Genomic DNA, 15,403 nt, shown 5'->3' with positions numbered 1-15,403 from the left:
AATGAATTTAAAAGAAGAAGCTTTAAAATACCATTTAGGTGGGAAAATTGATATTGTACCAAGTAAGCCAATGGCTACAAGCCATGATCTATCTTTGGCGTATAGCCCAGGAGTTGCAGAACCTTGCCTTGAAATCGCTAAAGATAATGAGCTTGCTTATACTTATACAAATAAGGCTAATTTAGTAGCTATAGTTAGTGATGGTTCTGCTGTTTTAGGACTTGGAAACATAGGAGCGCAGGCTTCAAAACCTGTTATGGAAGGTAAGGCTTGTTTGTTTAAAAAATTTGCAAATGTCAATGCTTATGATATAGAAATTGATGTTCATAGTGTGGAAGAGATTGTAAATTTTTGCAAAGCTTTGGCTCCAACTGTGGGCGGGATAAATTTAGAAGATATAGCTGCTCCAAAATGTTTTGAAATCGAAGCGGCTTTGCAAGATTTAGGAATTCCTGTAATGCACGATGATCAGCACGGAACAGCTATTATTTCAACTGCAGGGCTTATGAATGCAATGGAGATAAGCGGTAAAAAATTTAAAGACATTAAGGTGGTTGTAAGTGGCGCAGGTGCCGCAGGTATAGCAAGTGCTAAGATGTATAGAAATTTAGGGGTTGAAAATATTATTTTAGTAGATAGCAAAGGAGTGATTTCTAAAGATAGAAATGATTTAACTCCTCAAAAGCTTGAATTTGCTGTTGATTCTAAGGAAAAGACTTTAAAAGAAGTTTTAAAAGGAGCTGATGTTTTCCTAGGACTTAGTGCGCCAAAAATTCTTGATGATGAAATGGTTTTAAGCATGGCAAAAGATCCTGTGATTTTTGCTTTGGCAAATCCTATTCCTGAAGTGATGCCTGAAGATGTAGCTAGACTTAGAAAAGATACGATTGTAGGAACAGGAAGAAGTGATTATCCAAATCAAATCAATAATGTTTTAGGTTTTCCTTTTATTTTCCGTGGGGCTTTAGATGTGCGTGCAAGTAAAATCACTGAAAATATGAAAGTAGCGGCTGCTAAAGCATTAGCAGATCTTGCAAAACTTCCTGTAAGTGATGCAGTTAAAAAGGCTTATAATTTAAGCACCTTAGAATTTGGAAGAGATTATGTCATACCAAAACCTTTTGATGAAAGAGTAAAAGCTGCAGTAAGTACAGCTGTAGCAGCAGCTGCGGTAAAAGATGGTGTGGCTAAGGTAAAAAATTTTAACGAGAAAGCTTATTTTGAAAGCTTAAAATGAAAAATATTCATTGTATCAATCATCCATTGATCGAACATAAGTTAGGAATTTTAAGGGCTAAAGAGACAAAGCCCTTTCAATTTCGTATGTTAATCGATGAAATTTCATCTTTTTTGCTTTTTGAAGTGAGTAAAGATTTTTCTTTAAAAGAAATTGAAATTTCAACACCTATACAAAAAACTATAGTAAAAAAACTTGATGAAAAGATTATGATTTGTCCTATTTTAAGAGCTGCATTAGGAATGCTTGAAAGTGTTTTTAAGATGATTCCTGATGCAAGTGTTGGATTTTTGGGGTTTGCGAGAAATGAAGAGACTTTAAAGGCGGATTTTTATTTTCAAAAACTTCCCAAAGATGCAAAAAAACGCACCGCTATTGTTATAGATCCTATGTTTGCTACAGGTGGGACTGCTATAGAGGTTTGTAATTTTTTAAAAAGCCAAGGAGTTAAAAAAATAAAATTTATATCCATACTTGCTGCTTTACAAGGTTTGCAAAAATTTAGCCAAATGCATGATGATGTAGAAGTTTTTGTGGCTTGTATTGATGAAGGTTTAAATGAAAAAGGTTATATTATCCCAGGGCTTGGAGATGCAGGAGATAGAGTGTTTAACACTCTTTAAAAGAGATGATTTTTGGAAAAATTGATTATATTAATCTTTTACCTTTGCATATATATCTTAAGAAATATCCCTTACCTAATGGTTTTAAAGCAAGTATGGAGCATAAAAAAGGAGTTCCAAGTAAGCTAAATAAAGATTTATTTTATAGAAGAATTGATGCAGCTATCATTTCAAGCATAGAAAGCGCTAGAAAAAAATATAAAAATTTAGATTTGGGTATTTGTGCCAATAAAAGAGTTTTAAGTGTTTTAGTAGAAAAAAATACATTAAATGCCAAAGATCCAAGTTCAGCAACTTCAAATGCTTTAGCTAAAGTATTAAAACAAGATGGAAAAGTAATTATAGGCGATAAGGCTTTAAAGCTTTATCTAAAAGATCCTTCTGAATATATCGATTTATGTGCAAAATGGCATGAAAAAACAGGATTGCCTTTTGTTTTTGCTAGATTTTCTTGTGCGCAAAAAAAAGCTTTATATAAACAAATTTTGAAAAAATTTCCAAAAACAAAGATTAAAATTCCCTATTATATACTTCAAAAATATGCCAAAACAAGGGATTTAGATATAAAAGATGTTAGATATTATTTAGATGAAGTTATATATCATAAAATTTCTACCAAAGAAAAAACAGCCTTAAAGCGTTTTGTAAAGGCTTGTAAGGCTTTAAATCTTGCTTAGTGTTCAAATTCTCTAAGTTCTTTAACTGTTCCAAGGAGTATTACAACATCTCCACTATAAACTGTCGTGGTTTCTAAATCAGGTAGTATTTCCCAGTCACTATTTAATTTTTTATAAGAAATCACTTTCATATTTTGTGCTACATGTTTTAAAGAATTTCCTGCTAATTTTTCATCTATATTGATCTTAATAGCTCGTATAGTATTTGCTGAAAGATCAAAAACTTCATAATCAGCATCTTTAGTTAAAAATTCTTTTACTAGTCTTTTAGCACTTTCTTTTTCAGGATAAATAACCTTTGTTGCACCTAACTTAGAAAGAATTTGACCATGGATATTAGAGGTTGCTTTAGCAATGATATTTTTAACACCTATATCTTTAAGCGCCATAAGAGTAAGGATTGATTTTTCAACATTTTCTCCTATGCTAACAATAACAACTTCAACATCATGAAAGCCTGCTTCTTTTAGGGCTGAAATATTTGTAGAATCTAAAATATAAGCATAGCTTGGAGGATTTTGTATACTTTTTAAAGCTTCCTCATCTTTATCCGCAACGATAACAGTATGACCTCCAGCAATGAGTTCATCTGCTACAACTGATCCAAATTTTCCAAGTCCTATGATTCCATAATTAAGATTTTTCACGATTTTACCTTTATAAATTAACCTTTCCTTCAGGGAATTTTAAATGAATAGCTTTGTCTTGTTTGAATACCGAGAGTAAAAAAGCAAAAACACCTATCCTACCACTTAGCATCATAATGATGATAATCACCTTGCTAGGATCACTAAACAAAGCGCATAAAGATAAAGTTCCACCATTTCCTACTGAAATTCCTACGGTTGCAAAAGCCGAAGAAGTTTCAAAAAGCAAGGCTATAAAATCAAATTTTGACTCTAGCAAGGAAAGCAAAATAACAGCTATTACTATATAAACAGCTGAACCTACAGCTATAATAAAAGCTTTAGATATAGTTTCTCTTGGAATTTCATGTCCAAAAATTCTAACTCTTCCATCGCGGATACTCCAATAAGCATAGAGCAATAAAACCATTACAGTTGTTACTTTCATACCCCCAGCTGTTCCACCTGGTGCACCACCAATAACCATAAACAATGATCCAAAAAATAAGCTTGCATCATGCAAATGTCCCATATCTAAGGTATTAAATCCTGCTGTGCGGTAATTAATAGCGATAAAATATGAGCTTAAAATTTTATCAAAAAATGAAAAATGTCCTATAGTTTGAGGATTTGAGTATTCAAAAGCAAAAATAATAAGCGTTGAAGAGAAAATAAGAAAAATACTTGCAACAACAACCATTTTTGTATGTAGGCTTAAATTTTGCAATTTTTTTCTTTGAAAAAAGTATAATTCAACCAAAACAAAATATCCAAGCCCTCCAATAATAATCAAAGAAGTGATAATAAGATTAATTGCTATATCATGTTTATAAGCTATAAATCCATGTTCAAATATAGTAAATCCAGAATTATTAAAAGCGCTAATAGAATGAAAAATTCCAAACCATAAAGCTTTCTTAAAATTCATTTCAAGGGCAAAACGCATGGTGAGAAGTATAGCACCTATCAATTCTATAGTAAAAATGAACAGCAAAACCTTTTTAAAAAATTTAAATAAACCATCCATTGATGGATAAAATAAAGACTCTTTTAGTAAATTTCTTGCACTAAAACCAACTTTTTTGCGTATGAGTATATAAACAAATAAACCTATACCCATATATCCCAAGCCTCCAATTTGCACCAAAGCTAAGATAATAATTTGTCCTGCTAAGGTAAAATCAACCGCAGTGTTCTTAACTACTAATCCTGTCATACTAACAGCAGATGTGCTTGTAAAAAAGGCATCTAAAAAATCAATAGGAGTTGTATGTGCCCAGCTTGAATGTAGCAATAAAGCCCCAAACAATGCAATAATAATATAACCAGCTAGTAAAATTTTAAAAGTTCGTCTATCTAGTCCAAATTGTTTCAAAAAATTTCCATTTGATAATGATCTAAAGCGGGTATTCTATCTTATTAAAACTTTAAGGGAAATAAAATTTTATTTTTGTATTTAAACTTAAATTAAAGAAAAAAAGATACAATTACATTTTTACTTTATCAAACATTGTGGTTGGATAGCTCAGTCGGTAGAGCAGCAGACTGAAAATCTGCGTGTCGGCAGTTCGATTCTGCCTCTAACCACCACTTTATCTTTCAAAAAATCACATCACATACTTTTTTTATATAAGATTGAAATATTTAAAGAACTAAAAGTTATTTTTTAAAGAAAGAGTCTATAGCTTATATGTAGAATGGTGGATTTAGCAGGACTCGAACCTGCGACCAACCGGTTATGAGCCGGTTGCTCTAACCAACTGAGCTATAAATCCGCCTAAGTTGAATTAAAAGATAAAATTATATCTTATTAATGCTTAAAAATATTTTATTTAGCCTTTATATCCGTCCAAAAATATCTAAAAGTGATTAAATGCTGTAAAATTCCAAAAAAAATCATAAAAATAGTAAAAGAACTTCCACCATAACTAAAAAAAGGCAAAGGGATCCCAACTACTGGTGCAAAACCTATAGTCATTGAAATATTTACTGCCGCATAAATAAAAATAAATAATGCAACACAATTAATAGCAACTCTAGCAAAATAATCATCTTTAAGTTTATAATTTAAACTAAGTAGATGAAAAATAAGTAAAATATAAAATATAATTAATGTCAATCCCCCAATAAATCCAAATCTTTCTATCATGTAAGCGAAAATAAAATCACTAGTTGAAATAGGTAAAAATTTAAAATGAGTTTGCGTAGCTTCATCTTGAGATTTTCCGGTTAAACCACCATTTCCAATAGCTATCATTGATTGGGCTACTTGATAACTTGGTTTTTCTGAAATAAAATCATGAATTCTTTGCTTTTGGTAGGGTTTTAAAAGATGTGTATAAATAATAGGAGAGCTAACACTTATAGCTATAACAATACTTAACCAAATTTTATAATGAACTCCCATGATAAAAAGCACTCCAAAACCAACAAGTAGTAAAACCATAGCACTTCCTAAATCAGGTTCTTTTGCAATTAGCAAAAAAGGCAAGATGATGTAAAAGCTAAGTTTGATGAATTGTTTAAGTTTGTATCCATTTTTTGGAGGAGGATTTTGATAAATAAGATAGGCAAGCATTAAAATAAAACTAGGTTTAAAAATTTCAGAAGGTTGTATAGTAAAGTGAGTAAAAGGAATTTCAAGCCATCTTTTAGCACCTAATTTTTCAACCCCAAAAATATCTACGCTTAGCAATAAAAAAATATTAATCCAATAAGCAACAGGAATAATCCAAATAAATTTCCTTATGGGAAAGAAGAAAAAAACCATAAAAGCAAACAATCCCACACAGGCATAAACAAACTGTTTTTCTGCTAAAAAAGGATTAGCTTCAAAGATTAAGAAAAATGAAATAAGAATTATGGGTAAAAATAAAATGGGTTGCATATAGTCAAAATGAGTTAAAATTCTTCTATCTAATCTAAACAAAATTTGCCTTCAGTTGGTAATATAAAGCTATAATTATAAACTAAAATTTTAAATTTATCAAAACCTCTAAGGAAAAAATGCAAACTTTTTTAGTAGATGAAAATTCAAGGCTTGATGTATTTTTGGCTAAAAAATTAAACCAAAGTCGCAATCAAGTTGCTTTACTTATAGAAAAAGATTGTGTACAGGTTAATGATAAAATTCAAGATAAAAATTCATTTAAGCTTAAAAATGGTGATATTATTTCTATTGCAAGTTTAAAGCTTTGCAATGAGATAAAACCTCAGTTTGAAGTGGATTTTGATATTGATGTGTTATACGAAGATGAAGACTTGCTTGTTTTAAATAAACCTTCAAATTTAGTCGTTCATGGAGCAAGTAGCGTTAAAAATGCCACTTTGGTGGATTGGTTAATAGAAAAAAAATATACTTTATCAAATTTAGGAGGAGAGATAAGAGCTGGTCTTGTCCATAGATTAGATAAAGATACAAGCGGAGCTATACTAATAGCGAAAAATAATTTCACCCATCAAAAATTAAGTGAACAGCTTGCAGATAAAAGCATGGGAAGAATTTACCTTGCGTTAATTGATTTGCCACTAAAAGAAGATAAAATTATAGTAGAAAAATTTTTAATGCGTTCGCCTTCTAATGCTATTAAAAAAATAGCCATAGATAAGGAAAATAAATTCAGTAAAAACGCAAAATCAGCTTTTATAAATGTAGTAAAAACTGAAAATTTAACTTTGATGGCTGCTAAGCTTTTTACAGGAAGAACTCATCAAATTAGAGCGCATTTGGCTAGTTTAAATCGCTATATTTTAGGTGATAGTTTGTATGGTTATAAGGGTAAGTATGATTGTAGGATAATGTTACATGCTTATTTTTTGTATTTTATCCATCCAAAAACCAAAGAACAAATTTTTGTTAAAGCACCTTTGATGGAAGATTTTAAAAATATTATGTTTGAACAAATTAATTTAGGAGAGAATGATGAAAAGATTTCGCTTGAGTTTTTACTTGAGTTTTTTAACTCTTTTGCTTAGCGCTTGTAGTGTTTCGCAAATGAATTCGCTAGCTTCAAGTAAAGAGCCTGCTGTAAATGAAAGCTTGCCAAAGGTTGAAAGTTTAAAAAGTCTTAGTGATATGAGTAATATTGCTTTTGAATGGGAGCCTTTATATAATGAAAATATTAAAGGATTTTATTTGTATCGTTCTAGTGATGAAAATCCTGATTTTAAACTTGTAGGCACTATTAAAGATAAGTTTCAAACTCATTATGTAGATACTAAATTAGAGCCTGGTACTAAGTATCGTTATATGATGAAAAGCTTTAATGAGCAAGGACAAATTTCAGAAGATGGCAAGGTTATAGAAGTGAGCACAGCTCCAAAACTTGAAGCTGTTCCTTTTGTTCAAGCTGTGACTAATTTGCCTAATCGTATTAAACTTATTTGGCGTCCGCATCCTGATTTTAGGGTTGATTCTTATATTATTGAAAGAACCAAAGGTGATGATAAAGAATTTAAAAAAATTGCAGAAGTAAAAAATCGTTTAAACGCTGAATACATCGATAGTGATTTAAAGCCTAATGAAAATTCAAGTTATAGAATTATTGCTGTGAGTTTTAATGGGATAAAGAGTGGGTCAAGTCAAGTTGTAAGTTCTACAAGCAAGGCTTTACCTCCTCAAGTTGAGCATTTAAGTGCTAGCACAGATGGTTCTAGTAAAATCATTTTAACTTGGGATGCTCCTACGTATGAAGATTTTTCTTATTATAAAGTTTATTCTACGAGCTCAAGCTTCCTTTCTTTTAGTGTTTTGGCAAAGACTGATAAAAATTCTTATGAGGATATAGTAGAAGGAGCAGGTAAAAGCAAGTATTATAAAGTAACAATGGTGGATAAAGATGGTCTTGAAAGTCCTATGCCAAAAGATGGTGTAGAAGGTAAAACTTTAGGCAACCCTTTGGCTCCTAGTATTATTTTGGCTCAAAGCACAAGCGAAGGGATAAATTTAGAATGGAGTGATAATGATACTAGAGCTGTTGAGTATGAAGTAAGACGCTATGGCGGGGAGCAAAATGCAGTTTTTAAAGGCATTAAAGAAAAGCGACTAAAAGATGTAAAAGCTTTGCCAGGGGTGGAATATAGTTATGAAGTTATTGCTATTGATTCAGCCGGGCTTCGTTCAGAACCTTCAAACAAAGTTAAGGCGGCTCAGTAGTGCCAAATTTTAAAAGCAAAAAGATCAAAGAAATAAATCTGCCTTGTAGCAAGGATGATGTTGAATTTCTTTGGCTTGCTAAGAATGATAATGTTAGTCTTATTTATACAAAGGTTCAAGAAGAGAGTTTTTTTCTGCAGATTAAAAAAGCACAAAATGGTTTTGTGATTAAAGGCGATAAACATACAAAACCTTCTAAAATAGGTTATTTGCAAAAGGCTTTAAAAATCTTTAAAGAAGGTTTTTGTGAGGATATTATCAATGAAGCTTTTGGACTTAAAAACAATGCTTTAATTGAAAAAACACCATTTATCGTTGATAATTTTGATGAGCTTTTGTCTAAGCTTCAAGGTAAAATTTATATAGAAATAGGCTTTGGATCAGGAAGACATTTGCTTTATCAAGCAAAAGAAAATCCAAATGTTTTAATTTTAGGGGTGGAAATTTACAACCCAGCTTTAACTCAAGTGGCTAAACTTGCTAAAGTACAAAATGTAAATAATATTTTGCTAATCCAAAGTGATGCGAGATTGTTATTGAGTGTATTAAAATCAAAATCAGTTGAAAAGATTTTTCTACATTTTCCTGTTCCTTGGGACAAAAAGCCTCATAGGCGAGTTATTGGGAAAGATTTTTGCAAAGAATGTGCTAGGGTTTTAACCCAAAACGGTCGTTTTGAACTTAGAACAGATAGTTTTGAGTATTTTAATTTTACTCTAGAACAATTTTTGACTTTTCCTGTTCCAAAATTTAGTCTTAGAAAAAATGAAAATTTAGAAATTTCAAGCAAATATGAAGATAGATGGAAAAAGCAAGAAAAAAATATATATGATCTTTGGGTGTGGAATTTTAACCAAGAGTGTAGAAACTATGAGTTAAATGAATTTAATCTCTCATCGGTTGAATTTTCTAAAGAAGATTTGAAAAAAATAGAGCAGAACTTTAAAAATATTACTATAAAAAAAGATGATTTTTTCTTGCATTTTGAAAGCATCTACAAACAAGATGAGAATTTGCTTTTAAAGGTTGCTTTTGGAGCTTTTAATAAGCCTGAACATTGTTATTTACATCTTGATAAAACGATCGATTTTGCTTTTAAAGAACCATTTAAAATTCAAGAAAATATTAAAGCGATAAATGAATTAAAAGAAATTTTAAAAGCTCAGTTTAAAATATAATTTTTCTTGAAAATTAAGCAAAAATAAAGCATAATTTAAAAATTTAAAAAGGGAAATTAAGGAAAAAGGATGCCTAATTTAATCCAAGCAAATAAACTTACTTTAGGTTATGATGAACTAGTTATTAAAGAAGCAAGTTTTGCTTTTAAGGATGATGATTTTGTTTTTATTACGGGTAAAAGTGGGAGTGGTAAGAGTACGCTTTTAAAGTCTTTTTATGGAGATTTAGAACCTATTTCTGGTAAGCTTGAAGTATGTGGATCTTTGATGAATAAAATTGGAAATTTAGAACTTTTAAAATTGCGTCAAAGAATAGGGATTATTTTTCAAGATTATAAACTTGTACAAGAATATAGTGTTGAAAAAAATGTTATGTTGCCTTTAATGATTAAAGGTTATAGCAAAAAAGTATGCCATGATCAAGCTACTAAGCTTTTAAAGCATGTAAATTTAACTTTTAAAGCAGATAAATTGCCTAATCAACTTAGCGGTGGTGAGCAACAACGCGTCGCTATGGCTAGGGCTTTAGCTCATAATCCAAAGCTTTTGCTTTGCGATGAGCCAACGGGAAATTTGGACGAGTATTCTTCTGATATTATATGGACTCTTTTAAAGTCTGCTAGAGAGCTTTTAGGAACTTGTGTTATAGTGGTAACACATAGAATTCCTAGTAATTTAAGAGTGGATTATCGTCGTTTTAATATAGAAAATGGAAAAATGAATGAAATTTTTTAAAACACATTTATCTTTAATTTTACCTTTACTTTTTATGATGTTTGCTTTTGAATTTATTTTGATTACAAATGCAACTTTGAAGCATTATGAAGAACTTGTTAATAAAGATTATAATATTATAGTTGTCAGCAAAACTGAACTTGATCAGAATGTAGTAAAAACAAAAGTACCATTTTTTGCTGGACTTGAATCTTTAGATCCTAAGGATTTAATTGATCGTTTGAAAAATGATGTTTCTGAAAAGAATTTGAAAGTTTTAAAAGATTCTCTGCCAAAATTTTATACTTTAAAATTAAATTCTTTACCCGATCAAAATGAACTAAATTCGATTAAAAATCAACTTTTAAATATTGTAGGTGTTAGTAAGGTTGAAACTTTTTCCAAAACCCATGATAAGATATACTCTTTGCTTATTTTGATGAAATTTGTTTTTTGGTTATTTTTGTTTATCATTATTTTACTTGCCTTTGTTTTGTTTTTAAAACAGATGAGAATTTGGCTTTATGAACATACCGATCGTATTGAAATTATGTGTTTATTTGGAGCTCCGTTTTGGTTTAGATCTTTTATGCTTTATAAGGTGGTTGTGGTTGATTGTTTTATTGCTTTTGTTATTTTACTTGCCTTTTTTACCCAAATTTTTGATCCTTCTATTATCCAAGAAAGTTTAAAGGCTGTAGATATTACTTTTCCACCTATTAATTTTATTTTACATTTGACTTTAATTTTTTTAGCTACTTTGTTTATTTGCTTGTTGTGTGTAAATACGGTTATGTTTAAGGTTAAAAGATGAGAAAAAATATTCTTATCTTTTTTTGTTTTTTTTTGTTTGTTGATATAAGTTTAGCAAACGCTATAAATGAAAAAACAAAAAGTTTAGAAGAAAATAAACGCATACAAGAACAGTTAAATAAAAAACTTGAAGATTTGGCTAGCGATATTTTAAATGGTGAAAAAAGTTTGAAAGATCTAAGTTTGCAAATTGAAAGCTTAAATTCACAAACTTCTAAGCTTGAAGCAAGTGCTAAGGCTCAAAATCAAGAGTTAAACACCCTTACAAGCCAAAATGAAGATTTGCTTAAAAGTAAATCAAATATGGAAGGTAAGCTTATATCTTTAATGGCTAAAGATTTTGCTTATGATTTACCTATCCCTCAAGGCTATATTGAAAGTGAAGAAAGTTTTATGGCTTTTGAAATTTTAGGAAGTTTAAACAAAGTTTTAAATGAAGAAATTTTTAAAATTTCTAAAGATTATGAGGGAGTAAGCAGGCTTATTGATGATAAACAAGCTCAGATTAAGAAAATCAATGAAAGTCTTAAGGATTACAACGCTCAATTAGCCAAGCTTCAAAGTTTAAAACAAAAACAAATTAGCGAAATTAATAAACAAAAAACAGATCGAGCTATATATGCAAAAAAACTCGATGATTTACAAGCTCAGCAAGAAGAGCTTAGAAAAACATTAAATCAATTAAAAATTATTAATGATAAAGAAGATGCAAATTCAAACAAAAATGATACTAAAATAGTAAAAAATAATCAAAAAATAAGACAATTAGGTTCAAGCTATCAAGGAAGTTCAGTCAAGCGTTACACAGGAAAAAAAACCATAGCTCCATTGGATTCTTTTACTGTGAAGCAAAAATTTGGAAATTATGTTGATCCTGTTTACAATCTTAAAATTTTTAACGAGAATGTAGTTTTAAGAAGCAATAAAAGCGATGCAGTTGTTAAAAATGTGCTAGATGGAAAAATAGTTTTTGCTAAAGATACTAGTATGCTAGCTCGAGTTGTTATTGTTGAACATGATAATGGCATACATACAATATACGCACATTTAGATAAGATTGCTCCTAATATTAAAGTTGGTAAGAATATTAAAAAAGGTGCCGTAGTGGGTAGAATAAAAAATGATCTTACTTTTGAAGTAACTCAAAAAAATTTTCATATCAATCCTTTGGAACTCATTAGCTTAAATTAGCTAAATTTAATGGAATTTAAAATATAATTTCAAGTTAAATAAGGAGAAATAATGCAAGAGAGAAAAAGAGTTTTAGTAAAATTTTCAGGAGAGGCTTTAGCAGGTGAAAATGGCTTTGGTATAGAAAATTCTATTTTAAAATTCATAGCTTCAGAGATTAAAGAACTTATAAAAAATCAAATAGAAGTAGGCATAGTTATAGGCGGTGGTAATATTATTCGCGGAGTAAGTGCTGCTAAGGGCGGATTGATTAAAAGGACAAGTGGAGATCATATGGGGATGCTTGCTACGGTTATCAATGCTATTGCTATACAAGAAGCTTTGGAAAGCTCTGGACTTGAAGTTAGGGTTCAAAGCGCCATTCAGATGGAAGCATTTTGTGAAACTTATATTATGAGAAGAGCGCAAAGACACTTAGAAAAGGGTCGTGTTGTGGTTTTTGCTGCAGGTACTGGAAACCCTTATTTTACTACGGATACAACAGCTATTTTAAGAGCTGTGGAAATTGATGCAGATATGGTAATAAAAGCTACAAAAGTTAATGGAGTTTATGATAAAGATCCAAAACAATTTGATGATGCAGTATTTTTAAATACTTTGAGTTATGATGAGGCTATGCAAGATAATATTAAAGTGATGGATGATACAGCTATAGCTTTAGCTAAAGATAACAAACTTCCTATTGTGGTTTGTAATATGTTTGAAGAGGGTAATTTACTTAAAATCATACAAGGTGATACTAGCCTTTGTTCAACCGTTAAAAATAATTAAGGAGAAAATTATGGATAAAAGAATAGAAGAAGTAGCGGCAAAAGCTTTGGAAAAAATGGGTAATGATAGATATCGCCTTTCTTTAGTGGTAGCAAAAAGAGCGGAACAATTGGCAAATGGAGCAACCCCTTTGGTAGACTTTGATAAAAATAAAAATAAACTTGCAGATATAGCTTTATATGAAATTGCAGAAAATAAAATCACTTTAGAGGGTTTAGTTGAAACCAATCGATGAAGAATTATTGCTTGAACAATTAATCGATAATGTAAAAAATTGTAAAGATTTAGAAGCTGCTAAGGCTTTGCTTTTCGAAATTTGTGGCCATGATGCCATTCTTGAAAAAGCGGTAGATTACTGTATATTTTGCCATGAAGGGCAGTTTAGAAAAAGTGGAGAGCCTTATGCGGTACATCCTATTTTAGTAGCAACACTGGTTGGATTTTTAAGTGAAAATAAAAGCAATATTTTAGCTGCTTTATTGCATGATGTGATTGAAGATACAAACTGCACTGAAGAAGAACTTAGAGAGCAGTTTGGTTCTGAGGTTTTAAAACTTGTTTTAGGACTTACTAAAATTATAGAAATTAGAGAAGATAATCTCATTTCATCAAAATCTAAAAAAAGTTTAACTAAATCAGCCTTGACTTTCAGAAATATGCTTTTAGCAAGTATTGAAGATGTTGGGGTTTTGATTGTGAAGTTATGCGATAGGCTGCATAATATGCTTACTCTTGATATTCTAAGAGAAGATAAGCAAAAAAGAATCAGCGAAGAAACTTTAGTTGTATATGCCCCAATAGCCCATAGACTTGGTATTTCAAGCATAAAAAATTATTTGGAAGATCTTAGTTTTAAATATCTTATGCCAGATGAGTATAAGCTTATTGACAATTATATCAATTCCAATAATCAAGAAATGCAATTAGGTTTAAATGAATTTATTTCCAAAATCGAACTTTTATTTTTGAGTAATGGCTTTAGACAAGGTAGTTTTGAAATTCAAAAACGCATTAAACATAGCTATTCTATTTATCTTAAAATGCAAAGAAAAGGCATTGGTATTGAAGAAGTTCTTGATTTGCTTGGGGTAAGAATTTTGGTTGAAAAAGTAAGTGATTGTTACTTAGCTTTGGGAATTTTACATACACATTTTAATCCCTTGGTTTCGCGTTTTAAGGATTATATAGCCTTGCCTAAACAAAATGGTTATCAAACTATACATACCACACTTTTTGATGCTAAAAGTATTATAGAGGCACAAATTCGAACTTTTGATATGCATAAAATTGCGGAATTTGGTATAGCAGCGCATTGGAAATATAAAGAAGATGGCAGTGTGGTTGCGCCTCGTCTTGATTGGCTTACAGATATTTCAATGCAAAGTATAAACAATCTTGAAAATGCAGAAGATTATAATGCTATTGAACTTTATGAATATGCTAAAGATAGTCTTTATGTTGAAGATGTCGCAGTTTATTCTCCTAAGGGAGAAATTTTCACTTTGCCTCGTGGTGCAACGGTTCTTGATTTTGCTTATGAAGTGCATACCAAAGTAGGGCTTCATGCAAAAAGTGCTTATGTAAATCGTATTAAAGTGCCTTTGTTAACCGAGCTTAAAAATGGCGATATTGTGCGAGTGGTTACTAGCAATGATAAATTTTATCGCTGTTCTTGGATAGATAGTGTTAAAACAGGAAAAGCAAAAGCAAGTATAAGGGAATTTTGTAAGCAAAAAATCAGAGAGATTAATCTAGCAAGTTCTATTAATATGTTAAGTTTTATTTTTGGAGTTGATAAAAACAGAATTGAAACTTGGATAGAAAAAGAAAATTTAGCCAGACGTATTAGACAAGTAGCAACAGATAGTGCTTATTTGAAAGATATAGTTAATGGTCTTAAAAAATACGCCAAGAAGTCATATTGGTTTGATAAATATGAGATTAAAGAACAAAAAATAGGAAATTTTACTTTATATTGTAACCATAAAATCGCTAATGTGGATTTTGATTTTTGCTGCCATCCAAAAAGAGGTGATGCTGTTTTAGCTTTTGTTAAAGGTGGTAACGCTATTGTCCATCATAAGCTTTGCGATAGAGCTGATAAAATGATAGATAATAATCAAGATATGGTATTTATAAAATGGGATTCTAACATCCCTAAATCTTATAAATTGATTTTTTCTTTGGAAAATAAAAAAGGTGTTTTAGCGGAATTTTTGGCATTTTTAGCTAAAATGCAGATAAATCTATTAACAATTAATTTATCAAGTGATTTAAATTCGGCGGTAGATTATTTTGAGATTACAATGGAAATTCCTGATAATATCAATCCAGATAGTGTCAAGGATAGGTTAAAATCTCGTTGTAAAATTTTAGATTTTACATCTTTAAATGATGCTTATAAAGAAGGTTAAAAAG

At 30.3% G+C, this 15,403-nt stretch carries 15 protein-coding genes and 2 tRNA genes; 13 read left to right on the top strand and 4 right to left on the bottom strand.

The window, feature by feature from the left end; genetic code table 11:
• Nucleotide 1: 1 nt before the first annotated feature.
• Genes FBE87_RS06590 through FBE87_RS06580 form a run of 3 tightly spaced genes read left to right on the top strand, consistent with a single transcriptional unit; the run spans nucleotide 2 to nucleotide 2,537 of the window.
• Nucleotides 2–1,237 carry a malic enzyme-like NAD(P)-binding protein gene (locus FBE87_RS06590; protein WP_002868535.1) on the top strand — a complete coding sequence of 412 codons (1,236 nt, stop codon included), beginning with the start codon at nucleotides 2–4 and terminating at the stop codon, nucleotides 1,235–1,237.
• The gene (upp, locus tag FBE87_RS06585; protein WP_052854663.1) at nucleotides 1,234–1,860 is read left to right on the top strand and encodes a uracil phosphoribosyltransferase; all 627 of its coding nucleotides are present in this window, start codon (nucleotides 1,234–1,236) and stop codon (nucleotides 1,858–1,860) included. The genes FBE87_RS06590 and upp overlap by 4 nt, the downstream gene beginning before the upstream one ends.
• A 5-nt stretch (nucleotides 1,861–1,865) precedes the next feature.
• Nucleotides 1,866–2,537 carry a menaquinone biosynthetic enzyme MqnA/MqnD family protein gene (locus tag FBE87_RS06580; protein ID WP_100621762.1) on the top strand — a complete coding sequence of 224 codons (672 nt, stop codon included), beginning with the start codon at nucleotides 1,866–1,868 and terminating at the stop codon, nucleotides 2,535–2,537.
• Here FBE87_RS06580 and FBE87_RS06575 read toward each other — a convergent pair.
• Nucleotides 2,534–3,184, bottom strand: coding sequence for a TrkA family potassium uptake protein (locus FBE87_RS06575; protein ID WP_002853664.1), 651 nt, complete (start codon nucleotides 3,182–3,184; stop codon nucleotides 2,534–2,536). The two genes, FBE87_RS06580 and FBE87_RS06575, sit on opposite strands and share 4 nt — an antisense overlap.
• A 10-nt stretch (nucleotides 3,185–3,194) precedes the next feature.
• Nucleotides 3,195–4,538, bottom strand: coding sequence for a TrkH family potassium uptake protein (locus tag FBE87_RS06570; protein ID WP_002864101.1), 1,344 nt, complete (start codon nucleotides 4,536–4,538; stop codon nucleotides 3,195–3,197).
• A gap of 139 nt (nucleotides 4,539–4,677) precedes the next feature.
• Between FBE87_RS06570 and FBE87_RS06565 the strand changes: the two genes are divergently transcribed.
• Nucleotides 4,678–4,753 (top strand) — tRNA-Phe (locus FBE87_RS06565).
• A 108-nt stretch (nucleotides 4,754–4,861) separates the two neighbouring features.
• On the opposite strand, the gene FBE87_RS06560 is transcribed toward FBE87_RS06565, so the two are convergent.
• A tRNA-Ile gene (locus FBE87_RS06560) sits at nucleotides 4,862–4,938 on the bottom strand.
• A gap of 53 nt (nucleotides 4,939–4,991) precedes the next feature.
• Complete coding sequence (locus FBE87_RS06555; RefSeq protein WP_002853654.1) at nucleotides 4,992–6,092, bottom strand: FtsW/RodA/SpoVE family cell cycle protein; 1,101 nt, start codon at nucleotides 6,090–6,092, stop codon at nucleotides 4,992–4,994.
• A 77-nt stretch (nucleotides 6,093–6,169) separates the two neighbouring features.
• Here FBE87_RS06555 and FBE87_RS06550 point away from each other — a divergent pair, with 77 nt between their 5' ends.
• From FBE87_RS06550 to FBE87_RS06510, 9 genes are all read left to right on the top strand, one after another.
• The gene (locus FBE87_RS06550) at nucleotides 6,170–7,138 is read left to right on the top strand and encodes an RluA family pseudouridine synthase (RefSeq protein ID WP_002858282.1); all 969 of its coding nucleotides are present in this window, start codon (nucleotides 6,170–6,172) and stop codon (nucleotides 7,136–7,138) included.
• Nucleotides 7,083–8,318: a fibronectin type III domain-containing protein gene (locus FBE87_RS06545; protein ID WP_168977235.1), complete on the top strand. Its 1,236-nt coding sequence runs from the start codon at nucleotides 7,083–7,085 to the stop codon at nucleotides 8,316–8,318. Before FBE87_RS06550 ends, FBE87_RS06545 begins: the two co-directional genes overlap by 56 nt.
• Nucleotides 8,318–9,496 (top strand): tRNA (guanosine(46)-N7)-methyltransferase TrmB, encoded by a 1,179-nt coding sequence (gene trmB / locus FBE87_RS06540; RefSeq protein ID WP_100626258.1) that lies wholly within the window; start codon nucleotides 8,318–8,320, stop codon nucleotides 9,494–9,496. Before FBE87_RS06545 ends, trmB begins: the two co-directional genes overlap by 1 nt.
• Before the next feature lie 69 nt (nucleotides 9,497–9,565).
• Nucleotides 9,566–10,231, top strand: a complete 666-nt coding sequence (locus FBE87_RS06535; RefSeq protein ID WP_002853534.1) for an ABC transporter ATP-binding protein — start codon at nucleotides 9,566–9,568, stop codon at nucleotides 10,229–10,231.
• On the top strand, nucleotides 10,218–11,024 hold the full coding sequence (locus FBE87_RS06530; protein WP_100621759.1) for an FtsX-like permease family protein: 807 nt from the start codon (nucleotides 10,218–10,220) through the stop codon (nucleotides 11,022–11,024). The genes FBE87_RS06535 and FBE87_RS06530 overlap by 14 nt, the downstream gene beginning before the upstream one ends.
• On the top strand, nucleotides 11,021–12,214 hold the full coding sequence (locus FBE87_RS06525) for a M23 family metallopeptidase (protein ID WP_002853860.1): 1,194 nt from the start codon (nucleotides 11,021–11,023) through the stop codon (nucleotides 12,212–12,214). The genes FBE87_RS06530 and FBE87_RS06525 overlap by 4 nt, the downstream gene beginning before the upstream one ends.
• Before the next feature lie 51 nt (nucleotides 12,215–12,265).
• On the top strand, nucleotides 12,266–12,985 hold the full coding sequence (pyrH, locus tag FBE87_RS06520) for a UMP kinase (RefSeq protein WP_002858454.1): 720 nt from the start codon (nucleotides 12,266–12,268) through the stop codon (nucleotides 12,983–12,985).
• 10 nt (nucleotides 12,986–12,995) lie between these two features.
• Nucleotides 12,996–13,220 carry a DNA-directed RNA polymerase subunit omega gene (locus FBE87_RS06515; protein WP_002853464.1) on the top strand — a complete coding sequence of 75 codons (225 nt, stop codon included), beginning with the start codon at nucleotides 12,996–12,998 and terminating at the stop codon, nucleotides 13,218–13,220.
• Entirely contained in the window at nucleotides 13,204–15,399 is a 2,196-nt protein-coding gene (locus tag FBE87_RS06510) for a bifunctional (p)ppGpp synthetase/guanosine-3',5'-bis(diphosphate) 3'-pyrophosphohydrolase (protein WP_002866265.1), read from the top strand. Before FBE87_RS06515 ends, FBE87_RS06510 begins: the two co-directional genes overlap by 17 nt.
• Nucleotides 15,400–15,403: the final 4 nt, after the last annotated feature.

The sequence above is a fragment of the Campylobacter sp. CFSAN093246 genome, assembly GCF_012889415.1.
Lineage (GTDB): Bacteria > Campylobacterota > Campylobacteria > Campylobacterales > Campylobacteraceae > Campylobacter_D > Campylobacter_D jejuni.
This window is presented reverse-complemented; position numbering and strand designations above follow the sequence as displayed.